Source organism: Ruminococcus sp. (assembly GCF_016283395.1).
The window spans coordinates 56,564-81,648 of record NZ_JAEEMU010000038.1 but is presented as its reverse complement, the minus strand read 5'-3'; the positions used below and the strand labels follow the sequence as shown (position 1 = coordinate 81,648).

Sequence of the window (25,085 nt, the reverse complement as noted above, 5' to 3'; positions counted from 1 at the left end):
GGCAAGGGTGCAGCGTCACGCTGCCGTGCTATTGACTTTTAATACTTAAATGCTTATAATATATAATAGTATAAAATAAGCAGCAGGGGAGATGATGACTATTTCGGACAATATTATCATATCAGTTATAGTGCCTGCACATAACGAAGAAAAGTATGTGGAAAGATGCATAAATTCGATAAAACAGGCGGCTTCCCGTGTGAAATGCGGAGTTGAGACGATCATCGTATGCAACAGATGTACGGACCGTACAGCCGAGCTTGCACTTGCAAACGGTGCGCGTGTTGTCACTGATGAGAGCAGATGCATAGCCACAGTCCGAAATGCAGGCATCAATGCTGCACGGGGAAAGGTAATAGTTACCATTGACTGTGATAACCGAATGACCGAGGATACTCTGCGCGAGATACTGGGTATGCTGAACAGCGGAAAGTACATAGGCGGCGGAGCTCCTTTGCGTTTTGAGAGGTATTCCGCAGCACTCTGGATAAACGATATCATCTGTCGGCTTGGCTTTAAGCTTACGGGACTTTACTGCAGTATATTCTGGGCAAGGAAGTCTGATTTTGACGCAATAGGCGGATTTATTGAGAAAAAAGCAGGCGAGGACATCGCTACAGCCAAAGCACTGAGAGCTTATGGCAGAAAAAAGGGGAAGAAGTACGGCTGCCTTCGCAATAATCATCTTATCAATTCCACACGAAAATACAATGATATGGGTGACTGGCTCTACTTTAAGCTCATATTCAAAAATGCAGGAGCACTGATAAAAGCTGCATTTGGTGACCGCAGCGGCTACGACAAGCTTATGGACGAGATGTTCTACGATTACAATAAATAATTATTCTGTTCAGCCCTCAGCGTTTGGCTGGATACGGAGGTATATATGAAGTTAAAAAGGTGCATATCAGCCGTGATCTCTGCGGCAATAATAGCAGGAGCACTTCCGAGCGGCTATATATTTACAGGCAGTGCAGACGAGTCTCAGGCTTCCGAGTATTCAACTGCTACATCTGCCGGGATAACCTATCATAAGTATTCAGACCATGTTGAGCTCAGCAATGCGGCTGTTTCGGGAAAGATAGAGGTACCTGCGCAGATAGCAGGACTCCCTGTAACAGTTATCGGCGATAATGCGTTTGCAGGCAGAGAGGTCACAGCAGTTACACTTCCCGAATGTGTCAGTGAGATCGGCAAATATGCATTCAAGGACTGCCGAAAGCTTGAGGAGATAGTGATATACAATAAAAGCTGCACATTGTTCGACAGCGGCGATACTATATGCAACTCAGCAGGCGGCGGAAGTTCAGCAGCAATATACAACGGAAAGATAATCGGAGCTGAAAATTCTCCTGCTTCCGAATATGCTGCAAAGTATAAATACCGTTTCGAGACATTGTCTGTAAATACACTTGCAGCAACTACTTCCACAACGTCAAAAACTACCACAACGACTTCAAAAACTACCACTACCACATCTAAAACTACCACAAAGACTTCCACAACTACTTCAAAGACCACAACTACGACCTCAACTACTTCAACCACATCAACTACTACTACCACACGCACAGCCGTGCAGGGCAAACCCATATTCAAACTCAGCCGCACGGAAGTATATCTCAGTGAGTCGCCAAACCACAAAGAACAGGTAACTATCACAGTTGAGGGAGCAGATAAGCTTTACAGTGAAACTGTGCTCTATGTGTATTTCGACAGCAGACTGAAAATAGGCGAAGCCACAGCAGGTCAGGCTATCGACCAGCTCACAGGCGGACAGGCGATAGGTGATACCAAGGACTTCATCGTGCTTACAACGGGCGGTTCGACTGACGCTGGCAAGGACGGACTTATGTGGACGTTAGATGTTACGCTTCCTGCGGAATGTAAGGTGGGCGATGTGTTCAGCTTTGAGGTAGGAAAGTCCAAATACGGAAAGATACAGCCGCTTTTCACCAACTTCGCCAACGATGATAATGGCAAGGCAATGACGAAATATGCTTTCAGCGACGGACTTGATAAGGGAAGCATAACTGTTATAGCCGATCCGCCGTATGCAATGGGTGATATAAATAATGATAAGCTTGTGGACTCCGTTGACGCTTCTGTACTTATGAAAGAATATGCATATATATCCAGCGGCAAGGCATCAACATTTACAGATCAACGTCAGAAGCTTGCGGCAGATGTTAATAATGACGGCATGGCAGATTCAGTCGATGCATCATTGATACTTGCATATTATGCATATAATTCGGGAACGGATAAAAAAATAGACTTTAGTGATTTTATCAAAAACAGAAAATAGAAGATGAACCCCGAGGCTTTGCCTCGGGGATTTTTGTAGGGGACGGCGTCCTCGACGTCCCGTGTAGGGGGCTTTACGAGTGCTCGTTAAGGGACGCCCTCTCTTGCAGTTCCACCTAATCGGGTCCGTCCCCTCTGTCGCGCTGCGACATCTCCCCACCCTGTGGGGAGTCACCCTCTTCCGAAAACAATTCACTGGATTGTTTTTGGAATTCACCCTTGCGGTGCGCCTTCGTATTATTTCGCTGTTCTCTAAAAGCTGGGAACAGCGACCAGAGACGCTGTCTCTGGACTCTGCCAAAGGGGTGGTGACACCTTTGGAATCCCTTTCATACGCTCGGCAGGCTATTACGTTTAATTATGATTTAATCAATAGGGGCGGATATTATCCAATTCTACAAACTAATCACTAATCACTAACCACTAACATTCTTTTTAGCGGTTTTACAGCAGCAAGCGCAGTGAACGGAAACTGCGCCGTTTTCTTTTACCACAGCGGTTAGCTCGCGGAGCGTACTGCCTGTAGTACAGATATCATCAACTATGAGGACGCGCTTGCCTTTAATCTTTTCGCTGTCAGCAGAAAAGGCATTTTTCAGATTGAGCGATCTTTTCAGATGATCCAGCTCTTTCTGAGCACGGGTGCGGCGACTCTTGAAAACAGCTTTTTCCTCAACGGGGATATTGAGGCTACGGCTTATCTCCTTTGCGATGAGCAGCGACTGGTTGAAGCCGCGCCTGAGCAGGTCCTTTTTATGCAGCGGAGCAGGAACTATAATATCTATTTTATCACTCACGCCCTCAGACTTTAAACGCTCGGCGAGAATACTGCCGAGAGCGAAGTCTGCATTGCCGCCGATACCGTTTTTCATAAGGAATATGGCAGGCTTTACCGAGTCGTCATACTCAAATGCAGCCGTGAAGCTTTTCGCACCTTCAATGCTGAACGTGCCGTCGTAGATACTCAGCTTTCCCTCGCAGGACTTGCAGAATTTGTCCATAGCACCAATGATATCGCCGCATACAGGACATCTTGTGGGAAAGAACAAGTGCAGTATCTTTCTTTTCGTTTCAAATCTCATATCATCACCTAAATCAAAAGCTCCGTAAAAACGGAGCTTTTATCTTTTAAAAATACATATACAGCTGACACTTTATCATGCCGTTGTAGAGCTTTCTGCGCTTGTGGGCATCTGCGCCGAAGAACTTTTCGAACTCCTCATGTGGGGAGATAATGTAGCTCTGCTTGCTGCCGCCCTTGCCGAGAACCCTTCCCATTTTTCTGTAGATATCCTCAGCCTCTCTCAGTTCGAGGAGTCTCTCACCGTAAGGCGGATTACAGATAACAATGGAATTTTCGGGGTGAACGAACTTGGTTATATCAGCCTGCTCGATAGTCAGTCTTGACTTGATACCAGCCTTGTGAGCATTATCAAGAGTAAGAGCAACTGCCGCATCGTCGATATCAGCACCTATTCCGTGGAACTCAGCCGCCCTGTCAACGCTGTCGATAGCCCTTTTTCTTTCCTCCTGCCATATCTTTGAGTCAAGACAGCTCCACTTTTCAGCGGCAAATCTTCTGTTGATGCCCGGAGCTATTTTCAGAGCTTTCAGAGCAGCTTCGATAAGGAGAGTACCGCTTCCGCAGAAGGGATCGCAGACTATGGAATCGGGACGGACTCTTGCAAGGTCGATTATGCCTGCCGCAAGAGTTTCCTTGATAGGAGCTGCATTGGAGTTGCGTCTGTAGCCGCGCTTGTGGAGTCCCACACCGCTTGTATCAAGGTATATGGAAACAACGTCTTTGAGTATGCTGAACTTTATCTGCACCGTAGGACCTGTTTCATCGAACCAGTTTATACCGTACTTTGCTTTCAGCCTTTCAACAGCAGCCTTTTTAACTATGGACTGACAGTCGGGAACGCTGTGCAGAGCTGAATTAAGGGAGTGTCCCTTTACGGGAAAAGCGTCCTGCGGACCTATATAGCGTTCAAGCTCTATAGCCTTGACTCCCTGAAAAAGCTCCTCAAAGGTAGTAGCCTTGAATTCGATGAGCTCGATGAGCACACGCTCGGCTGTTGACAGGCAAAGATTAGCACGGGCGAGGATATTCTCGTCGCCCGTGAAGCTTATTTTACCGTCGCTGACCTTTAAGTCAGTACCGCCGATCTTTTGTATTTCGTACTTTAATACGCTTTCCAGACCGAAGTGGCATGGACAGCATAATCTTATTTTATCGTTCAATTTATCACCTGTTTTAAGTATTAAACGCCGCCTGCGGCATCTCCGCCGCCGACAACAGCAGCTCCGCCGCCTGCATCGCCGCCGCCTACAGCAGCTCCGCCTCCTGCGTCACCGCCGCCTGTGTATCCGCCTGTACCAGCGTCTCCACCGCCTGTGTATCCGCCTGCGCCTGCACCTGCATCGCCGCCAGCTGCCGCACCGCCGCCAGCTGCGTTTCCGCCTGCTGCTGCACCGCCGCCTGCTGTATCTCCGCCAGTTGAAGCATTTGTAGTTGTCTGTGCAGGAGCAGTATAATGAGCACCCTGACAGTACGGAGGAGAATAATTATCAGTAACTTCTGACTTCCAGTAACCGATAGCACCCTTTCCGCAGCCTGCGCCAGCGATAAGACCTGTGCTTGTACACATAGGCATTTCGATTACGGATTTTACCTTTTCAAAGTCGCTCGGAGTATCGAGGTAATGTGTATTTGCCCACTCGCCGATGATATTCATCCATACCTTAGGAGAAATACCTGACGGGATCTCCAGAGAATCCGATTTGTACTTGTAACCTGTGGTGATACCGCTGATAAAGTCAGGAGTAAGACCAACAAAGACTTCGTCGTACCAGTTCTCGGTAGTACCTGTTTTACCGCAGACTACCTTATTGCTGAGTCTTGCAGCTTGACCTGTACCGTTTTCAACGACATTCTTGAGGAGACGGTTCATAACGTAAGCTGTCTCGTCAGAGATTACCTGTCTCGGGTTGCCGTTGTTCTGATAGATTATCTGCTGAGTGCTGTCCTCTATCTTCGAGATTATGTGTGCTTCGTTGTATATACCCTCATGTCCGTAAGGGAGATAAGCGTTAACAAGGTTTTTAAGAGTAACACCTTCATGGAGAGAACCAAGGGTAAGAGGTGAAGGACCTGATTTGTCGTTCGGAACAAGATCAAGACCAAGCTTTTCTGTTGAGAACTTGTATATCTCATCAATACCAAATTTTTCACAGAGCTGAGCAGGGATAGTGTTGAATGAGTTCTGGAGAGCTCTCCATACAGGGATCTGTGCGCCTGTGCCAGCAGCTCTTCCGTAGTTGTAAGGCCATGGATTGCCGTCCTCACCTGTCAGTGTAGGTGAATCTGGGAATGTGGTGCTCCAGTGGAGGAGATTGTTTTCAAGACCGTAGCCGTAGCCAGATATAGGCTTGATAGTAGAACCGACCTGACGCTTATTGAGCACTGCGTAGTTATCAACGAGAGACTGTGTCTTTTCGCCGACGTTTCCGACTGCACAGAGTATCTCGCCGTCATAGTTCATAGCGACAAAGCCAACGTGAGGAGTATATACCTCTGGCTTTCCGTCGGGGTGATCGACAGGTTCAAGGTCGACCTCATGAGTTATCGTACTTAAATAAGCAGGGTAGAAATTTTCGAGGCTTGACATTTTTTCCTCGACATATTTCTGCATCTGATCGTCGTATGTGGTATAAACTCTGTAGCCGCCCTTCTGGAGCTTTGTCATAGCCTTAGAGTAATCAAGGTCATACTTGTCCATGAATATCTTAACTGCTTCGTAGTAAGTAGCATCAACTACCCATGTATAAGCCTTTTCTCTCTCTTCGAGCTCCTTAGCGTCATCTTCGGGGTGGAGCTTTTTGTATTCCTCGGAATTTCTGAAGAGGAGTGGAGTAACGAGGTATTCCTGATACTCGTCATATGTTATGGCACCGTTCTCGTAGAGCTTGTAGAGAACGTATTCCTGACGGGGCTTGTTGTTGGCACGTCCGTCAACTACTACAGGCTCTTTAGGATCGTTGTCTCTGTGGTAGATAACATCTGGACCGTATTCCTCCGGGCTCTTAGGTATAGCAGCGAGAACAGCAGCCTCGGGGATAGTGAGGTCGTCAACGCTCTTACCGAAGTAAGTGATAGCAGCCTGCTGTATACCGTTTACAGGACCGCCGAAGCCGATGTAGTTGAGGTACTCTTCAAGTATTTCGTCCTTTGAGTAAGTCTTTTCAAGTTGCATAGCCGAGAAGATCTCACGTATCTTACGTGCAGGAGAGGGCTCGTTATCACCTGTGAGGTTCTTGATGAGCTGCTGAGTGATAGTAGAACCACCCTGCTCGGTATCGTAGAAGTGGAGGAACAGGTTGAGAAAAGCGGAGAAAGTACGCTTATAGTCAACACCGTCGTGTACGTAGAAACGCTCGTCCTCAGTATAAACGAAGGCATTTCTTACGTGCTGTGGTATTCTGTCGATAGAAACCGGGATACGCTGGAAGTCACTCTTTATTCTGTGTATTACAGCAAGCTCCTTTTCGCCGTTCTCGTTTGTTTCGTTTCCGTAGAAGTAGGTATCGCTTCCTGATTCGAGCTGCTGCAAAGTAACGTTTGTGGACTCGTCCATGAAGTTGAGGACGTAAGCCGCCATAGCCGTACTAACAATAGTACCCGTTATGATGATGACCAGCAGCAGAGACAGCAAAGTTGTAGCGATGACAGTCATCAGTTTTTTGAAGATGATAAAGGCTTTGCTGTGTTTTTTCTTTTTCTTTTTTGGAGATGTTGGCGGAGCTTCTCTCATGTTGCCATCAAACTCGGGAGAAGGCTCGAAGTGTTTATTTTTCATTTTGTCAGAATGACCGTCTTAAAGCGACGGCAGCTCCTTTCAAAGATTTTATATTATTTATTTTTGTACATAAATATACATTTTATATTATAGCACGTTTGAGATGAAATGTTAATAGGTTTCCGAAAATTCAGCATTTTGTATAATAACGGAAAAACGGGCGATAATATTTAATGCAACACCGCATATGATAAACGTAAAGGGAGTAAAAATATGACATACAGGAACGCGAAAAAAATATATTTTACTATGGTCACTGCCATAACTGTTTCAGCCTTTATGGTGATATGCACACTCGGACAGGCTGTCCGCCAAAAGAAGGTGGAGACTCGTCTTGCGGCGGCAGCTATAGAACAGGATACTCCCGAATATACAGTCCGCGAGTACGGCGGACGTGCGGTAGTGTTCCGCTGCGGCAGTGACGAGCCGTACATTTTCATAGATGTGGATATGTCGCTGCTTTCGGACGTGGACAGGCAGCAGCTAAGCAAAGGCATAAGCTTTGATACTGAACATGAGCTGAGGCAGTTCATCGAGGATATTTCCTCATGATTTCTTAGGCGGCTTGCGGTGCTTTTTCTTTTTTCTTACGGAGAAGCCAAAGTCGCCGAGCTTTCTGCCGATAGCGAAATACTCACCGTGAGCAAAAGCCATAAGACCGCACTGCTGCAAATTCAGCTTGCCCTTGCTGTCGATGTATTTTTCGTCAGCGTCAATGCCGACTATTTCTGCAAGGAACATGGTGTGAGAGCCGAGGAGCTTCGATTCCGTAACTCTGCACTCAAGACTGAGAGGGCACTCCTCGATAAGGGGAGCACTGACCTTCTGAGCAGGTACTGTGTGAAAGCCGCAGGCAGCGAGCTTATCCATATCCTTGCCGCTTTTGACTCCGCAGAAATCAGTCTCACGACACATAGCCGAGGTAGTGAGATTTATGACGAATTCCCCCGACTCCTTGATGATGTCGTGGGAGTAACGTTCGGGACGTACGGAAATATAGGTCATAGGCGGTCTTGTACAGACAATACCCGTCCAGCCTATTGTGAGGACATTCGGTTTTTCCATAGTGCCGCAGGTAACGAGGGCGGCAGGTACGGGAGCGAGCAGAGTACTGCCTTTCCAGAATTGTTTAGCCATTTTTTCTCCTTTGGTGATCCTTGTTTTTTACAGCTGACGATGTTTTTTCGTTCAGCATATACTTGTAGTCATTGAAGTTGTATTTTCCCTTTTCACGGGTGACAGTTCCGTAAAAGACCGCGTCTTTCGGGCAGTTGCCGATACACGCCATACAGTGTGTACAGTTGTCGCCCCAGACGGGCTTTTTGTCTTTTATGATGATATTGTTCAGCGGACAGACTCTTGCACATTTGCCGCAGCCGATACAGCTGTCGGTGGTGAAAAAGTCCTTTGCTTTCATCTTGTATTTTGACCATACAGGGTTGAAAGGGATAGTGATTATCTTTTCAAACAGGAAGATATACCGCGATTGCAGCTTTTCGCCTTTTTTGATCTTATCAGCGATCTCATTAACTTTTTCGCAGGCGTTTACAAGACGCTCTTTTATCTCGTCCTTTGTCTGTACGGGATAGTGGCTGATGAAGTAGTTGCGCGGCATGACTATCTCGTTATAGCCCTTGAAGCACAGTTTCTTGTGCCTTGCGATCTTTTTTGCAAGATAGCCCGATATACCGCCGTAGCCTGCACTGTTGACTATGAAATACACGTCCCTGCTGCCTTTCAGCGGCACTTTTTTGATGTAATTGCTGAAAAAGCGCGGCATTTCGCATACATAAACGGGAGCACATATAACGAAGGGCTTATCCGAGCGTATCTCGGAGTAGTCCTTATTTTTTATCCTTTCAAGGAGATTAAGGCACTCATCGCCTGTCTTTTCAGCGATCTCTTTAGCCAGAAACTCCGTATTTCCCGTAGCTGAGAAATATAATATCATATTATTCCTCCTAAAACAGTTGCTAATCAATTATATCATTATTAGAGCTGACTTGCAACTTATTTTATGCTTTTTTCAGAAAAGCAATGACAGGGTATGAGTTTCGACAAAATCCTGCATCATACAGTGGTATAATGAGGCAAGAAAAGGCTGCAAAGGGCAGCGAAAAGGAGGTACAGCATTGAAAATAGATATAAAAAGTGAGAATGGAGCGGCAATTGCCACTCTCAGTGGTGAAATTGACCACCACAATGCCAAGGAGCTCCGTGCGGAGCTTGACCGTTTCATAGTCAGCGCACAGCCTCGGCAGCTTGCCATAGACTTCGGCGGCATAACCTTTATGGACAGCTCGGGCATAGGGCTTATAATGGGCAGGAGCAAGCTGATGAAGGAGTGCGGCGGCGCACTGGAAGTACTCAATCCGCAGCCGTACATAAGACGTGTGCTGAAGCTTTCGGGCATAGAGAGGATAGTAAAAATACGATAAAGGAGAAGAAAAATGGAAATACTCAACGAGATAAAATTCACCATGCCGTCACTGTCGGTAAATGAGGGGGCGGCAAGAGCAGTGGTGTCATCGTTTCTGATACAGGCAGACCCCACAGTGGAGGAGCTTTCCGACATACGAACAGCCGTATCGGAAGCAGTCACAAATGCGGTAGTTCACGGCTACAGGCACAAAAAGGGAAATATCGAGCTTACGGTGCGGCTGCTTCCCGAAAGAGTCATATACATAAGAGTCAAGGACAAGGGCTGCGGCATAGAAGATGTGGAGCAGGCAATGGAGCCGCTTTTCACCACAGCTCCCGAGGAAGAGCGTTCGGGACTGGGATTTTCTGTGATGCAGTCTTTCATGGACAGGCTGAAAGTGAAAAGCACCCCCGACAAAGGCACTACCGTCACTATGAGAAAGAGGCTCTCAGCACATGGAGACTGAGACAAAGAGACCTCTTGCGGAAGAAAATCTGGGACTTGTTCATCTCTGCGCAAACCGTTTCCGCGGACGTGGCATAGAATACGACGACCTGTATTCCGCAGGCTGTATCGGACTGCTCAAAGCCGTAAAGGCGTTTGACAGCGGACGGGGAGTGAAGTTCTCCACCTATGCTGTACCTGTTATACTCGGGGAGATAAAGCGGCTTTTCCGTGACGGGGGAGCTATCCGCGTCAGCCGCGGCTTAAAGGAGCTTTCCATGCGCTTGCAGAGGCTTTGTGAGGAATTCCGACAGCGTGAGATGCGAGAGCCGACCATAACAGAGCTTGCGCAGCTTTCGGGTGAAAAGGAAAGCGATGTATCCGAGGCGTTATGCGTGAGCCAGCCCCTTATTTCCCTTACAGCAGGTGACGATGACGAGGGGCAGACAGATATACCAACTGAGTCTCCCGATGAGAGCATAACCGACCTGCTTGCACTTCGGCAGATAATGGCTCAGCTCGAACCCAACGACCGCGCACTTCTTGAACTTAGGTATTTCAAAGGGCTTACTCAGTCAAAGACTGCAAAGGCACTTGGTATGACGCAGGTGCAGGTTTCAAGGCGGGAAAAAAAGCTCCTCACCCGAATGAGAGAGGAGCTTCTGAGCTGATATCACATAGCCATATTGAAAAATTCATCTATTGTTACGTAGTCATCATGAGTTGAGAGGAAGCTGTAATATGACAGTATCTTTGAAGCGTCAACTGAGTCGATCTTGCAGTTGTTGTCGATATCAGCTGCATAGAACTGAAGTTCGTTGAATGTACTTTCCTTGCCTGTTGCAGTTCGTGCGTATTCCGAAAGTATAGCTGACGCATCAACGGAATCGACAGAACCGTCGCTGTTGATATCGCCCGTTGCTTCGATAGCCTTGCAGTCTAAGGCTTCAAATTTTATGTTGTATTTTTTAGCGTAATCTTCTGCGGTAGAGCCTTCAAATCCTCTTATCACACCATCGAAATAGTATTCGCCGCTATCCTTGTCAGCATCGTTGGAGATAGTGAAATTAATATTGTAATTATTCTCAGTGAAAGCCTTTGGATTTTCAATAACTGCATCAGGAGAGAGGATAGTTACTGTTTTGAGATTTTTGCAGTAAGCGAGAGCTCCCTCACCGATGAGTTTTGTCTTTGCCGAGAAGGTGATGTTCTCGATATTATCGCAGTTGCTGAAAGCGGAGCTGAGGACGTGGGTTATGGTTTTCGGAACGATGACATCGGTATTCTTTCTGCCCGAAGGATATACTTTGAGCTTTGACTCGTCCTCAAAGAATACCATGCCGTTTTTGCAGAAATAGGTCTTTGAATAGCTGGGACCTGTTATGTTTTCAAGCGAAGGACAGTTTGCGAAAACATGATCGCCAAACTTTTTTATGCCGTCATTTATCTCCACAGAGGAAAGCTTTGCATTATCGCCGAAAGCACGGTCTCTTACATCAGAGATGTTGCTGCCGAATTTTACAGTTTTCAGGTCTTTTCCCCATACGGAAAAGGCTTTTATTTCGGTAACAGGCAGATCATTTACAGTATCGGGGATATTGAGTTCCTCGGTATCTTCGGCTATACCTGCGAGAGTATAGTGGTCGAAGAAATACTGATATATGCCCATAGCCACCTGTTCCTGTATCAGGTACTGATGCTCCTTGCGTCCGTGTTCTTTAAGCTCAAGGTGATCGTATTTTTCCTTTGCCTGAACGTATTCTGTCTCGGAAACGTGTTTATCGTCCACTTCGTAGAATACTTCCTCAGTTTCGGCGTTGCCTGTATTATCATAGAAAGAATTCAGATGAATGAACTTGCCGTCTTTGAGCTCATAATAATACATGGAAGAGTAGCCCATATGCGTGTCTGACTGTACAAGATAAGGTGCAGTATCAGCGCAGTACACAGTTCCGTATGTACCGAGGGTAATACTGTCGGTTATGATTCCGTCTTTGTATGTATAAATCATGCACGTACCGGGATGATACGAAGCTTCGGATATGAACAGCTCGGGAGTACCGTCACTGTCAACATCGTAAAGCTCAAATCGCGTACCGAAATCCTTGTCGGTGAAATCGTATTTCTCCTTATTGTCAAAAGCAAGTTTCAGCATATTGAAGTATGCTTCCTGCCATGTGGGATAATAGACCGACTGTTCATTCGCTGCAATGACAGATGCAGGAGATGCAAGTGCAGATGCAGCCATTGAAGCTGCGGCGATGAGCGATAAAAATTTGTACTTTTTCATAGAAAGTCCTCCTTTTATAACTGCCTTTGAGGCAGCCCCCTTATACTAATTAATTATATCTTGTTTTTGCGGCATAATCAATCCCGTAATAAAAAATTCTTCACTGTCTCTTGCCGGTGTGGGACATCAATAGCCGAATATTGATGAAATATGCAAAATATCGTTGACAATTCGGGCAAAATGGGTTATAATGATGTTGACAATTTCGTAAAATTGCTGAAAATCTATATTGAGAGGGGTCTTAATATGTCAAAATCATTTTTTAAGAGGCTGGCAGCAGTTTCAGCAGCTGCCGCAGTGTTCATTCCTGCTTTAAACCAGCTTCCAAAAAGAGCAGCAACTGTAATGGCTGCTCCTGACGAGTACCATGATGACTGGCTCCATGTCAACGATAAAGCACAGATCGTTGATATGAACGGCAACGAGGTGTGGCTGACAGGTGTAAACTGGTTCGGCTACAACGCAGGCAGACAGGTATTCGATGGTGTGTGGTCGAAGAATATGCACAGTATGCTCAATCAGATCGCAGACCACGGCTTTAACCTTCTTCGTGTTCCAATGTCCACACAAATTCTGCTCCAGTGGAAGAACAAGGGCTCTGATAAGGGCAGCGGCGTAGGCGAAGTCAACATGATGGTAAACGCTTACGAAAACCCTGAACTTACAGTTGAGGGCGGAGTAAACGGCGAAGGTCAGTACACCCTTATGTACAGCTTCGATATCTGGAACAAGGCTGTTGAGTGGTGCAGAGAGAACGGTATGAAGATAATGATCGACATACACAGTGCTACCTCCGCTTCAATGGGACATCAGAAGCCGCTCTGGTATGATGACAATTTCTCAGAAGCAGATTGGCTGGAAGCACTTGAATGGTTCTGTGATTATTATAAGGACGATGATACTATCATCGCTATCGACTTGAAGAACGAGCCTCACGGAAAGCCTGAGGAAGGTACATTTGCAAAGTGGGACGACTCAACTGATAAGAACAACTGGAAATATGCTGCTGAGAAGGGAGCAAAGGCTTGTCTCAAGCAGAATCCAAATCTGCTCATAATGATCGAGGGTATCGAGTGCTATCCTGATTTCGATAAGGGTGCAGACTGGTCAACTCCATGCGTAGACTATGCACATTATGACGAGCCTTCACTGGTATTCGGTGCATGGTGGGGCGGAAATCTCCGCGGCGTAAAGAAAGATCCTGTTGATATCGGCGAATATAACAAGCAGATCGTTTACTCGCCTCATGATTACGGTCCGCTGGTATGGAAGCAGAACTGGTTCTATATGGACGATCCTTCCAAGACATTCAGTCGTGAAACACTTCTTAAGGATTACTGGTATGATACATGGGCTTACCTTAACGAAGAACATAAGTATCCGCTTCTCATGGGCGAATGGGGCGGCTTTATAGATAAGGAGCACGATCCTACAGGCGAAAACAAGCATTGGATGCAGGAGCTCCGTGACTATATGATAGACAAGCGTATCCACCATACATTCTGGTGTTTCAATGAGAATTCAGGCGATACAGGCGGACTTGTTTACGATGACTTCGGCAAGTGGGACGAGGAGAAGTATGGATTCGTAAAGCCTTCTCTCTGGCAGACAGACGGCGGTAAGTTCATCGGTCTTGACCACAAGATAGCACTTGGACAGGAAGGCAACGGTGTTTCACTGAGCGATTTCTATTCATCAGGTGCAGGAAGCAACATGGACGGCGGTACAAAGGGCAGCGGTATAGTTGAGCCCAAGACAACAACTACTACAAAGCCTGTAACTACCACTACTACAACTACTGCAACAACGAGCAAGACCACAACTGAAACAACTGCAACTGAAACAACAAGCAAGACAACTACTACTGCAACAACTTCGACTACAGTAACAACTTCTCAGACAACAACGAGCGTTATTGATACTGACGGAGTATGGGGCGATGCTAACGGCGACGGCAGTGTAGATATGTCAGACGTTGTTCTCATCATGCAGAGCCTTGCAAATCCGAATAAATACGGTGTGAATGGTACTGACAAGAATCATATCACAGCAGCAGGACTTAAATACGGTTCTGTTGTAAACAATAACGGAAGCGTTACAAACGGTGATGCTCTTGAGATACAGCTTTTCTTACTTGGAAAGCGCACTGATCTTACCCCTAAAGCTTAATAAAAACTGCGGCACGGTATTTATCGTGCCGCTTTTTTATGTTTTGAAGAAGTGTACACTGTTCGGATAGGCTGCGGAACTGTAATGCAAATATTTGGTAAAACCACGAAAAATAGCGGAAATATTTGGTATAACCAATTGGCTGACTACTATTCAAATGTGGCAAATAGCTCGTTGCCACTCGTTAAAACGCACAAAACGTGTATGCGTTTGTTACTATAGTGTATGAAAAACGAACAACGCTTTGTGCGTTTATCCGATATTATATGAACAATTTGTGAAAACTCTTGGCAAATATGAATATGCGTGCTATAATCAGTACATAAATTAAGCGCGCTTATTTTCGGAAACAATATATAATATTAATTAAAGAAGGTTTTTAGAAATGAATACTATTAAAAAAGCATTTGTCGTAGCATCAGCAGCAGTTATGTGCGCACTCCCTCTCGTGCCAGCAGTTTCAAACAATGCATCATTTATCAGCGTTAACCCTATTACAGCAGACGCAGCAACCTCAAAATATAAAACACCTGATGTTTATCACTTAAATAATGGCAGATCGTATTATTGTAAAGCCAATGATCAGTCAAGAAAGTATGAAGATGTACTCTGGATACAGGATGCATATATGAAGATAAGAGGTTCTCAGTACTATTATGTTCAGAAGTATGCTTTCCCTGCAATCACAGTTGACGGCTATTATGGTAAGAATACTGAAGCTGCAATCAAGAAGTTCCAGTCATGGTATGGAATTAAAGCTGATGGATATGCAGGCAGAGAAACAATTACAGCATTAAAATTTGTATTAAAAAATGTATGATCAAATAAAAAGCACTTCTGATTTTTCAGAAGTGCTTTTTCGTTCGCGCAGCTTTACATGAAGCTGCATGATCGTTATTTTTCACATTCAAAAAACTCTTTACAAACACCGTTGTTTCTGATATAATTATACTGAGTAAATATGTTTGAAAAGAGGTAAAACATTGGCTAACGACAAGATCAGAAATTTCTGTATTATAGCGCATATAGATCACGGCAAGTCCACTCTTGCCGACCGTATTCTCGAAAAGACCGAGACTGTTGCCATACGCGATATGGAGGATCAGCTTCTCGACAATATGGACATCGAGCGTGAGCGCGGCATCACCATAAAAGCCCGTGCAGTCCGTTTGAAGTATACTGCCAAGGATGGCGAGGACTATATCTTCAACCTCATCGACACTCCAGGTCACGTTGACTTTAACTATGAGGTTTCACGTTCACTTGCAGCCTGTGAGGGTGCGATACTTGTAGTTGACGCATCACAGGGTATAGAAGCGCAGACACTTGCAAATACTTATCTTGCTATCGAGCACGACCTTGAAGTAGTACCCGTAGTAAACAAGATAGACCTGCCCTCGGCTGATCCCGAGAGAGTCTGCAACGAGGTGGAAAACGTTATCGGTATCCCTGCAATGGACGCACCTAAGATTTCAGCTAAAATGGGCGTAAATATCGAGGAAGTCCTTGAAAGGATAGTTACCGATATCCCTGCGCCAAAGGGTGATCCCGAAAAGCCGTTGAAAGCTCTTATCTTCGACAGCTATTACGACTCCTATAAGGGCGTTATCATTTACGTCCGCGTAAAAGAGGGAAGAGTCAAGGTGGGAGACAATATCCGCCTTATGGCTACAGGAGCTGTTTTCAACGTTGTTGAAGCAGGCTTCATGGACGCTACCAACCTTGTAAACAACGGCAGCCTTGAAGCAGGCGAAGTTGGATATATAGCAGCATCTATCAAGAGCATCGGAGATACACAGGTAGGTGATACCGTAACTAATGACGAAGCCCCCTGTGATGAACCTCTCCCCGGATACCGCAAGGTTAACCCAATGGTATTCTCGGGTATTTATCCTGCTGACGGAGCAAAGTACGGCGACCTCCGTGAAGCACTTGAAAAGCTTCAGCTCAACGATGCATCGCTTTCATTCGAGCCTGAGACATCTATCGCCCTCGGATTTGGTTTCCGCTGCGGCTTCCTTGGACTTCTTCACATGGAGATAATACAGGAGCGTCTTGAGCGCGAATATAACCTCGACCTCATCACAACAGCACCGTCGGTTATCTACAAGGTAACACTTACCAACGGTGAAGTGCAGTATATCGACAACCCTACGAATTACCCAGACCCTGCTCTCATACAGGTGGCAGAAGAACCTATGGTAAAGGCAAGCATACTTTCGCCGTCGGATTACGTAGGAAATATCATGGAGCTTTGTCAGGACAGACGAGGTGTATTCAAGGACATGAAGTACCTTGATGATACCCGTGTTGAGCTTCATTACGAGCTTCCCCTAAACGAGATTGTGTACGACTTCTTTGACGTACTGAAATCCCGTACAAAGGGTTATGCTTCGTTCGACTATGAGATGATGGGATATGTGCCCAGCAAGCTCGTCAAGCTCGATATACTCCTCAACGGAGATATCGTTGACGCACTGAGCTTCATAATCCACACAGAGAAGGCATATCCAAGAGCACGTAAGATAGCAGAAAAGCTTAAAGAAAACATTCCGCGTCAGATGTTTGAAGTACCGATACAGGCAGCTATCGGCGGCAAGATAATCGCCCGTGAGACTGTCAAGGCAATGCGTAAGGACGTACTTGCCAAGTGCTACGGCGGTGATATCACACGTAAGAAGAAACTGCTCGAAAAGCAGAAGGAAGGTAAGAAGCGTATGCGTCAGCTGGGAACAGTAGAAGTTCCGCAGGAGGCATTTATGAGCGTTCTGAAGCTTGACAGCTGAGAACGGGAGGAAATTATGATAAACTATATCATTCTCGTACTGCTTGCGGTGATATTAGCCGTAAGTTTTGTAACGATCATCACCGAATACTTCATACCAAAGAATACAGGCGCAGGAAGAATACTGCGTGAAATAAGGATAAGACTGCGTGAAAAGTCACGCACAAGTCTCTGTGTGACAGCTATAGTTGTGTTTATTATAGCTCTTGTTACAGGAGATGATGAAAAGCCTAAGATGCTTGGAGCTTTGCTCATAATGCTCCTTACGCTTATGATACTACACCCCGAGGACTTCCTGAGCATATTCCGTCAGCGCAGGAAGAAAAAGAAAGCTGTTCGTCTTGGTCTTACTCCAAAGCTTGCAGGAAAAGTACCGCTTGCAAAGCCTGCAAAGGAGCTTGAACCTGTTGAGGTGGAAGCTGAAGCAATATCCGAGGAAGGAAAGGAATAATAATGAGTATATACACTTGTCCCCACTGTGGCGAAAAGACGTTTACTCCCCTGAGAAAGGCTATGACAGGGAGTATAAGAACCAAAGGCAAAACCTGTCCGAAATGCGGAAAGCTCTGCGTGAACGGCAAGGGAGCAGCTGTGTTTGATGCGATATACTGCCTTGTGGCTTTTGTTTTCGTTATCTATATCTATCTTCACGGAGCAGATAACGAGTGGTGGTATTATCACGAATGGCCAATGGTCTTTGGAATTGTCATGTCAATGCTTATTGTTCCAAGGATAGTTCATGCGTTTTTCTTCAAGCTTGAACAGTCCATACGAATCGACGCATACAAATGAGTACATTAGGTATATATATCCACGTACCGTTCTGTGGCAAAAAATGTGCCTACTGCGATTTTTATTCCGTAAACTGGACTAAAGCGCAGGCTGAGGACTATGTTGGAGCAGTTCTGCGGAATATCCGTCATTACGGTGACTGCGGAACTAAAGTTGATACATTGTATTTTGGCGGCGGTACTCCGTCGCTTCTTTCTTATACACAGATCGAAAGCATCATAAACGAGACAGGCAGAAGCTTTTCTCTCGACAGCGATGCGGAGATAACTCTCGAAGCAAATCCCTGTACTCTCACATCGGATAAGCTTAAAGACCTGCGCAGAGCAGGCATAAACCGCCTTTCTATAGGCGTTCAGTCCATGATAGATGACGAGCTGAAAATGCTTGGGCGCGTACATACTGCGGCGAGAGCGGAGCAGGCTGTGCTTGATGCGGCAGGAGCAGGCTTTGAGAACATCTCCTGCGATCTTATGATAGCTCTTCCCGACCAGAAAAAGGAGAGTCTGCAATACTCAGCGGAAAGGCTGACAGCCCTGCCCATACAGCATATCTCGGCTTACATATTAAAGACCGAGGATGGCACTCCCTTTGACTGTGAGGAGATACGCCGCCGACTTCCCGACGAGGATGCTTCTGCGGAGCTTTACCTCGAAATGGTAAGACTTCTTGAAGAGCGTGGTTTTATGCAGTATGAGGTGTCGAACTTTGCAAAGCAGGGCTATGAGAGCAGACACAACAGCCGCTACTGGAGGTGTCAGGACTACCTCGGCATAGGACCTGCTGCACATTCCTGCTATCAGGGGAAGCGTTTTGCAGTTGAGCGTGATGTTGCGGATTTCATAGCAAGTGAGTTCCAGAACATAACGGTAACGGACGAAAGTCCATGCGGTTTTGAAGAGTATGCAATGCTTCGTCTGCGTCTTAAAGAGGGACTTATTCTCAGCGATGTTTCAGAGCATCGCAGCGATATAGAAAAGAAACTGCCGCCCCTTATAAAGGACGGCTATGCAGAGACAGACGGTGAGAGGATATGGCTGACCGCCAAAGGCTTCCTCATGTCCAATTCCGTTATCGAATATCTTATTTTCTGATTTTAAGGTGGTGAAAAAATGGCAGATGTGACCGAATATAAATGCCCGTCCTGCGGAGCACCGATGCGCTTTGATATAAACGATCAGAGCATGGTATGCCGTTTCTGTTCAAAAAAATACGACCTTGAATATGTTCGTTCCCATTTCAATGAAATAGCCGATGATAAACTCTCGGATTTCGACTGGGTGGACAGAACAAAATACGTCTGGGAGCCATATGAGCAGGAGAAGTTTGAAGAATTTGAGTGTTCTTCTTGCGGCGGAAAAATAGTAACAAAGTCATTTTATGCATCTGCCAGATGTCCGTACTGCAAGCACTATGTGATAATTCCCTCTGACCTTGATGGCGATATACGTCCAGATAAGGTGATACCTTTCAAAGTAACATCAGCGGAGTTCTGGGATAAGTATACCGAATACCTGTCTGAGTTCAGAAGAGTACCGAAGGAGTTCCACAGCAAGTCCGCCAAGAATGATATTATCGGTTATTACATACCCATATGGCGATACAGCTGTAAATACGAGCCCGAGGAAAGCTACAGCGTTATCGTAAATGATTATCCCATACTTGCCAATGATGCAGACGTGAAAGAAGATGTTTTCTACACACTGCTGCCCTATGACTACAGCGAAGCAGAGGAGTTCAGCGAGTCATGCCTTACGGGATTTTGTGCCAGCAGATATATTATCGGTGCGGAAAACGCAATGAAAATGACAGACTCGGTCTTAAGGATGGATTATAACGTTTACATAAACGCTGTTTTTTTACTGAAAAAGGATGATGAAGAGCCTTTGGATACAAGCGAAAAACTGGACAGGCTTATGAATGAAAGTCTGAATCAGTATATGCGTAACCGAAAGCTTGCATATTATCTTGTGCCCGTGTGGCTTCTGAAAATAAAGTATAACGATGAAGAATTCACATATGCCATGAACGGACAGACGGGAGAAATGAGAGTTGACAGGATACCAAGAAAATCAAGACTGAACTTGTTTTTCTGGTCAGCGTTTGCGTTTGTATGCTTGTTGATATCAATGCTATCCGCATATGGATTTTGTTATCATCGTAATGACGATCTTGAAAAGGCAATTCTTTTTATTGTAGCAGGGGTAAATGTCATACTATTCAATTATGGTATTGCAAGGAAAATACGGAAGAAAATACCAACGAAAAAGGTGTATTTAAATTCAAAGCGTTATGACGAGCAGAAAATCTGGAGCTTAGATGATTTCTCCTCAAAGCATCTGTCCAAACGTAAACGCAGAAGATAAAAAACCACCCTTAACGGGTGGTTTTATTTATTCATGACAGGTCATTGATAATTCTGTCGATTGTAGCGATATCCTTATCGTATGTCTCCTGCATTTCCTCCTTTGAAGCGTCCATTACGTCTTTAGGCTTGCGGAGTGCAAAGAACATATCATCGGTTATAGAACTCTTCGGAACTCCAAGTTTTTCGGCAATATCCGTATCCTTGAGGTAGAAGAAATACTTATCTACATGAGGATTATCAGGGTACAATGTACTGAGGTCTACCAGTAACTCCTCGGGATTGACGATAAGATCGGTAACGGTTTTGTCATTGCCGATTATCATAATACCTTCTTCGTTATTGAGGTAAGTGGTAAGCTTGTTTGTAACTCCGTTCTGGTAATTGGTGTAATCGTCATCGCCGTAGGGGATATAGTACACAGCGACCTCTGTTTTGCCGTTTTTATTGGAGTCCTCACCGAATTCGCTACAGTATTCTTCAAGATAAGCCGAGTTGCCCACAGCAGCGTTGTCGCAAAACATAAGAATTATCATATCGGGACGGGGCTTTGTAACGATGTCGTATATGAGGTAAGAACCAAGACAAACGAAGAATGCGCCAAGTCCCAGCCACCATTTGTTATGGTAGAAGAAATTGCTGATCTTTTTTCCGAATGTGAGCTTGATCTCTTCTTCCTTTTCCTCATGGATAGTTTCGCTTTCTTCAATAAGTCCCTGCTTTAAGCGCATGAGCTCGATCTTTTCATCAAGGAGCTTTTTTTCATAAGCCTCTTGTTTTTCCTTTTCGCGCTGAGCGTACTGACGTTCCAGTTCAGCCTGCTGAGCTTCAAGCTCTTCCTGACGCTTCTGCTGCATTTCCTTATTGACCTGGAAAACGCTCTTTTTTATGTCAAGCTTTTCATCGTCATCTGATATCGGCTTATTGTTATTTTTATCATTCATAAATATATCCTTTAATGATAACAGGCGGCAACTGCCGCCTGTATGTGGTTTTATTCAGGTTTATTTATCAAGACTTTTAAGTGTGGGGAAGAGAAGTACGTCTCTGATAGACGGACTGTTTGTGAGAAGCATTACAAGACGGTCTATACCGTAGCCGATACCGCCTGTAGGAGGCATACCGATCTCAAGAGCATTGAGGAAGTCCTCGTCTGTACGGTTAGCTTCTTCGTCGCCCTGGCTGAGAGCTTCTTCCTGAGCCTTGAAACGCTCACGCTGGTCGATAGGATCGTTGAGCTCAGAGTAAGCATTACACATCTCTCTTCCTGTGATAAAGAGCTCGAAACGCTCAACATAATCAGGAGCATCGGGCTTCTTCTTGGTAAGAGGAGATATCTCGATAGGGTGATCCATAATGAAAGTAGGCTGAATGAGGTGCTCCTCAACATAAGCCTCGAAGAAGAGGTTGAGGATATCGCCGCGCTTGTGACGATTTTCGTACTCTACGCCCTTTTCATCAGCTATCTTGCGAGCTTCTTCAAGAGTCTTTATCTCGTTGAAGTCAACGCCTGAGTACTTCTTGACAGCATCTATCATAGTAAGACGCTCGAAAGGCTTTCCAAGGTCGATCATGTGCTCGCCGTAAGGAACGCAGGTAGTACCGCATACTTCCTGAGCAACATGGCGGAACATATTCTCTGTAAGGTCCATCATTCCGTAGTAATCAGTGTAAGCCTGATAGAGCTCCATAAGTGTGAACTCGGGGTTATGACGTGTATCAACACCCTCATTACGGAAAACTCTGCCTATTTCGTAAACTCTTTCAAGTCCGCCTACGATGAGTCTCTTTAAGTAGAGCTCAAGGCTGATACGGAGCTTTACATCTTCATCGAGAGCGTTGTAGTGAGTCTCGAAAGGTCTTGCAGCAGCACCGCCTGCATTTGAAACAAGCATAGGAGTCTCAACTTCCATAAATCCCTGATCGTCGAGGTAACGTCTGATAGAAGATATTACCTTTGAACGCTTGATGAAAGTGTCCTTTACCTCGGGATTGATAACGAGGTCGAGGTAACGCTGACGGTATCTTGTATCTGTATCTCTGAGACCGTGCCACTTTTCGGGAAGCGGAAGAAGTGACTTAGTGAGCAGAGTGATGCTCTTTGCGTGGATAGAGATCTCGCCCTTACGGGTTCTGAAAACGTATCCCTCAACACCGATGATATCACCGATGTCCCACTTTTTCTTGAATTCCTTGAAAAGGTCTGCACCAACATCGTTTGAACGTACATAGACCTGTATACGGTCGGACTTGTCACGAACGTCGATGAAGTTAGCCTTACCCATATCTCTCCAGCTCATGATACGACCTGCGATACGTATAATATTCTCGTTGAGCTTTTCAAGCTCGGCAGCCTTTTTCTCTTCGTCATCGCCTACAGCAGCAAGTATCTCGGCTTCCTTAGCCTCGTACTCCTTCTTGTAGTCAGCAGCATGACCTGTAACGTCAAACTTTGTGATAGTAAAAGGATCGTGACCGAGCTCGCGGAGATCAGCAAGCTTATCAAGTCTGTCCTTCTTGAGTATATTAATATCCTGTACAGGCTCTTCCTCAGCCTGAGCAGGGGTGTTTACCTGATTTTCGCTCATTTTAAATGTCCTTTCGCATTTTACTTGGAGATCTCAACGACCTGGAACTTCAGCTCGCCTGCGGGAGCTTCAACGATGAATACATCGCCGACTCTCTTTTTCATAGCAGCCTTGCCGATAGGTGACTCGTCAGAGATAAGACCTTCTCTAACGTTTGCATGGTTAGTACCAACGATAGTGAAAGTTTCGATCTTGCCGTTGTCAAGGCGTTTTATAGTGATCTTGGAGCTCATACCGATCTCGTCAACGGAAATGTTATCATCGTCAACGATCTCAGCATTGTCAATGGTATACTGAAGCTCCTGGATATGAGCTTCGAGGATAGCCTGTTCGTTTTTAGCCTCATCGTACTCAGCGTTCTCTGAGAGGTCTCCGTAGGAACGGGCAACTTTAAGTCTTTCGGCAACTTCCTTACGTTTATTGATCTTAAGGTCATCGAGCTCAGCGACGAGCTTGTCGTAGCTTTCTCTGGACATCTTCTTTGTAGCCATATCAATGCACTCCTTATATATTTAATAATAAATAGCATTACATACAATTATACTATATTACGCAAAAAAAGTCAACCCTTTAATGCAGCCTTTAGCCCTTAGCCATTAGCAGTTAGCTTGTAGGGGCGGATATTATCCGCCCGAGCCTTACGATGCAAATAACGAGATATCATGTGTAGGGGCTGCCTGTGGCGGTCCGTGATAATCTCATCATACTGTTTTTATCGTTAGGCATACACGGGCGAGCGGAACTCGCCCCTACAAATCTAATCACTATACACTAACAACTAACCACTAAAAAGCAAAAAGGACGACCAATGGTCGCCCCATAAATTACGCATTACGAATTAATATAGTTGCCCATACAAGCTAATAGCTAAAGGCTAAATTTACTGTCCGAGGAGAGACAAAGCCGCATCGACAGCTCTGTTTTTCTGTTCATCGTATTCCTCGAAGGTATTTTCTACGGTATAATCGGGTGTAAGACCGATGCCGTCATAGCACTCGGATACAGTAGTTTTATATTTTGCAACTGTAAGGACTACCGCGCCCTTTTTGTCGAATTCGGTAGTCTGCTGCATAACGCCCTTGCCGTATGTCCTCTCGCCGACCAGTACAGCACCGCCGAAATCACGGAGCGAAGCTGCAAAAAGTTCAGCCGCACTTGCAGTATTATTATTCACAAGGACTACCATAGGGATATCAAGCTCGTTAGCATCTGAGTAAACGAGAGTCTCACTGTGACCGTCCTTGTACTCGGCTGTAGCTATAACGCCCTCGGGAAGAAGGGGATCAACGCAGTCCGAAAGTGAGTCTACGATACCGCCGCCGTTATCACGGACATCAAAGACTATAGCCTTTGCACCGTTTGAAGTAAGGCGTTCGAGAGTATCAATGAACTGCTGAGGAGTATTCTTCTTGAAGCTTTTTATTTTGATATAGCCTACGGTCTCGTTTAGCATTTCGCCTGATACGGTTATCATTTCGATAGAGCGTCTTGTGAAGGTATAATCCTTATCAATACCGTCTCTGCGGATAGTGAGCTTTATCTCTGAACCCTCAGTACCGCGCATGGACTCAACAGACTCCTCAAAGCCTGCCGAACGAACGTCAACACCGTCAATAAGAGTAATGATATCGCCCACTTGCAGACCAGCATCTACGACAGGGGAGTCCTGCATTATTTCTTCGATACGGATATAGCCGTTATCGTCCTCGCTCAGAGAAAGACCAAGACCAACGAGCTGACCTTCGTCCTCGTTCTGTTCGCTGAGGTATTCTTCTTCGGTAAGATATTTTGAATACTTATCGTCAAGACCTGATATATAGCCTTTGAGGATACCGTCGCTCAGTTCGTTTTCGTTGATATCTCCGAGATAGTTCTCGCGGACGTATGAATCCAGCACTTGCAGCGAATTGTATTTTTTACTTTTTTCGTTTACATCGACGACCTTTTTATTGAAGCTTTGGAGTGAGAAGAAGGAAGTCAGTATGAACGTTACCGCAGAAGCTATAGCGATAAGGCTCAGTGCGAGACCGAGACTGATTTTCTTATTCATATTATCATCGCTTTCTG

At 45.5% G+C, this 25,085-nt stretch carries 23 protein-coding genes; 13 read left to right on the top strand and 10 right to left on the bottom strand.

Translation table 11 applies throughout. The features are described from left to right. Window positions 1–94: 94 nt before the first annotated feature. A complete protein-coding gene (locus tag QZZ41_RS06965) occupies window positions 95–841 on the top strand; it encodes a glycosyltransferase (RefSeq protein WP_295069808.1) in 747 nt (248 codons plus the stop codon). Between the two features lie 45 nt (window positions 842–886). Beyond that, on the top strand, window positions 887–2,308 hold the full coding sequence (locus QZZ41_RS06960) for a dockerin type I domain-containing protein (RefSeq protein WP_295069807.1): 1,422 nt from the start codon (window positions 887–889) through the stop codon (window positions 2,306–2,308). A 415-nt stretch (window positions 2,309–2,723) separates the two neighbouring features. Here QZZ41_RS06960 and QZZ41_RS06955 read toward each other — a convergent pair whose 3' ends face one another. From QZZ41_RS06955 to QZZ41_RS06945, 3 genes are read right to left on the bottom strand one after another with little or no spacing between them, the layout of a single operon-like run. After that, a complete protein-coding gene (locus QZZ41_RS06955; RefSeq protein WP_295069805.1) occupies window positions 2,724–3,389 on the bottom strand; it encodes a ComF family protein in 666 nt (221 codons plus the stop codon). A 46-nt stretch (window positions 3,390–3,435) separates the two neighbouring features. Continuing rightward, window positions 3,436–4,551, bottom strand: a complete 1,116-nt coding sequence (locus QZZ41_RS06950) for a class I SAM-dependent RNA methyltransferase (protein ID WP_295069803.1) — start codon at window positions 4,549–4,551, stop codon at window positions 3,436–3,438. Between the two features lie 20 nt (window positions 4,552–4,571). Then, a complete protein-coding gene (locus QZZ41_RS06945; protein WP_295069801.1) occupies window positions 4,572–7,166 on the bottom strand; it encodes a transglycosylase domain-containing protein in 2,595 nt (864 codons plus the stop codon). A 213-nt stretch (window positions 7,167–7,379) separates the two neighbouring features. Here QZZ41_RS06945 and QZZ41_RS06940 point away from each other — a divergent pair, with 213 nt between their 5' ends. Continuing rightward, window positions 7,380–7,718 (top strand): hypothetical protein, encoded by a 339-nt coding sequence (locus tag QZZ41_RS06940; protein ID WP_295069799.1) that lies wholly within the window; start codon window positions 7,380–7,382, stop codon window positions 7,716–7,718. On the opposite strand, the gene QZZ41_RS06935 is transcribed toward QZZ41_RS06940, so the two are convergent. Next, window positions 7,713–8,303, bottom strand: coding sequence for a flavin reductase family protein (locus QZZ41_RS06935; RefSeq protein WP_295069797.1), 591 nt, complete (start codon window positions 8,301–8,303; stop codon window positions 7,713–7,715). The two genes, QZZ41_RS06940 and QZZ41_RS06935, sit on opposite strands and share 6 nt — an antisense overlap. Then, window positions 8,296–9,117 (bottom strand): EFR1 family ferrodoxin, encoded by an 822-nt coding sequence (locus QZZ41_RS06930; RefSeq protein WP_295069795.1) that lies wholly within the window; start codon window positions 9,115–9,117, stop codon window positions 8,296–8,298. Before QZZ41_RS06930 ends, QZZ41_RS06935 begins: the two co-directional genes overlap by 8 nt. A gap of 181 nt (window positions 9,118–9,298) precedes the next feature. On the opposite strand from QZZ41_RS06930, the gene QZZ41_RS06925 reads away from it, so the two are divergent. The 3 genes from QZZ41_RS06925 to QZZ41_RS06915 are packed head-to-tail and all read left to right on the top strand — an operon-like array spanning window position 9,299 to window position 10,703. Continuing rightward, complete coding sequence (locus QZZ41_RS06925; RefSeq protein ID WP_072949807.1) at window positions 9,299–9,604, top strand: STAS domain-containing protein; 306 nt, start codon at window positions 9,299–9,301, stop codon at window positions 9,602–9,604. Between the two features lie 12 nt (window positions 9,605–9,616). After that, entirely contained in the window at window positions 9,617–10,054 is a 438-nt protein-coding gene (gene spoIIAB, locus QZZ41_RS06920; protein WP_295069792.1) for an anti-sigma F factor, read from the top strand. Then, window positions 10,044–10,703 (top strand): sigma-70 family RNA polymerase sigma factor, encoded by a 660-nt coding sequence (locus QZZ41_RS06915; protein ID WP_295069790.1) that lies wholly within the window; start codon window positions 10,044–10,046, stop codon window positions 10,701–10,703. The genes spoIIAB and QZZ41_RS06915 overlap by 11 nt, the downstream gene beginning before the upstream one ends. Before the next feature lie 2 nt (window positions 10,704–10,705). Here QZZ41_RS06915 and QZZ41_RS06910 read toward each other — a convergent pair whose 3' ends face one another. Then, complete coding sequence (locus tag QZZ41_RS06910; protein WP_295069788.1) at window positions 10,706–12,322, bottom strand: leucine-rich repeat protein; 1,617 nt, start codon at window positions 12,320–12,322, stop codon at window positions 10,706–10,708. 246 nt (window positions 12,323–12,568) lie between these two features. On the opposite strand from QZZ41_RS06910, the gene QZZ41_RS06905 reads away from it, so the two are divergent. From QZZ41_RS06905 to QZZ41_RS06875, 7 genes are all read left to right on the top strand, one after another. Continuing rightward, a complete protein-coding gene (locus QZZ41_RS06905) occupies window positions 12,569–14,491 on the top strand; it encodes a cellulase family glycosylhydrolase (protein ID WP_295069786.1) in 1,923 nt (640 codons plus the stop codon). A 385-nt stretch (window positions 14,492–14,876) separates the two neighbouring features. After that, window positions 14,877–15,311 (top strand): peptidoglycan-binding domain-containing protein, encoded by a 435-nt coding sequence (locus QZZ41_RS06900; protein ID WP_295069784.1) that lies wholly within the window; start codon window positions 14,877–14,879, stop codon window positions 15,309–15,311. A 163-nt stretch (window positions 15,312–15,474) separates the two neighbouring features. After that, the gene (lepA, locus tag QZZ41_RS06895; protein WP_295069782.1) at window positions 15,475–17,277 is read left to right on the top strand and encodes a translation elongation factor 4; all 1,803 of its coding nucleotides are present in this window, start codon (window positions 15,475–15,477) and stop codon (window positions 17,275–17,277) included. A gap of 15 nt (window positions 17,278–17,292) precedes the next feature. Continuing rightward, window positions 17,293–17,727, top strand: a complete 435-nt coding sequence (locus QZZ41_RS06890; protein ID WP_295069779.1) for a hypothetical protein — start codon at window positions 17,293–17,295, stop codon at window positions 17,725–17,727. 2 nt (window positions 17,728–17,729) lie between these two features. After that, a complete protein-coding gene (locus QZZ41_RS06885; RefSeq protein WP_295069778.1) occupies window positions 17,730–18,068 on the top strand; it encodes a hypothetical protein in 339 nt (112 codons plus the stop codon). Next, entirely contained in the window at window positions 18,065–19,159 is a 1,095-nt protein-coding gene (gene hemW, locus QZZ41_RS06880) for a radical SAM family heme chaperone HemW (protein WP_295069776.1), read from the top strand. Before QZZ41_RS06885 ends, hemW begins: the two co-directional genes overlap by 4 nt. Before the next feature lie 18 nt (window positions 19,160–19,177). After that, window positions 19,178–20,431 carry a hypothetical protein gene (locus QZZ41_RS06875; RefSeq protein ID WP_295069775.1) on the top strand — a complete coding sequence of 418 codons (1,254 nt, stop codon included), beginning with the start codon at window positions 19,178–19,180 and terminating at the stop codon, window positions 20,429–20,431. Between the two features lie 31 nt (window positions 20,432–20,462). Here QZZ41_RS06875 and QZZ41_RS06870 read toward each other — a convergent pair whose 3' ends face one another. The 4 genes from QZZ41_RS06870 to QZZ41_RS06855 all read right to left on the bottom strand — a co-directional run bounded on the left by QZZ41_RS06870 (window position 20,463) and on the right by QZZ41_RS06855 (window position 25,068). Beyond that, window positions 20,463–21,374, bottom strand: a complete 912-nt coding sequence (locus tag QZZ41_RS06870) for a hypothetical protein (RefSeq protein ID WP_295069773.1) — start codon at window positions 21,372–21,374, stop codon at window positions 20,463–20,465. A gap of 60 nt (window positions 21,375–21,434) precedes the next feature. After that, window positions 21,435–23,018, bottom strand: coding sequence for a lysine--tRNA ligase (gene lysS, locus QZZ41_RS06865; protein WP_028516990.1), 1,584 nt, complete (start codon window positions 23,016–23,018; stop codon window positions 21,435–21,437). Between the two features lie 20 nt (window positions 23,019–23,038). Then, a complete protein-coding gene (gene greA, locus QZZ41_RS06860) occupies window positions 23,039–23,509 on the bottom strand; it encodes a transcription elongation factor GreA (protein ID WP_295069771.1) in 471 nt (156 codons plus the stop codon). Window positions 23,510–23,898: 389 nt separating this feature from the next. Further along, window positions 23,899–25,068, bottom strand: coding sequence for a S41 family peptidase (locus tag QZZ41_RS06855; protein WP_295069769.1), 1,170 nt, complete (start codon window positions 25,066–25,068; stop codon window positions 23,899–23,901). Window positions 25,069–25,085 lie beyond the last annotated feature (17 nt).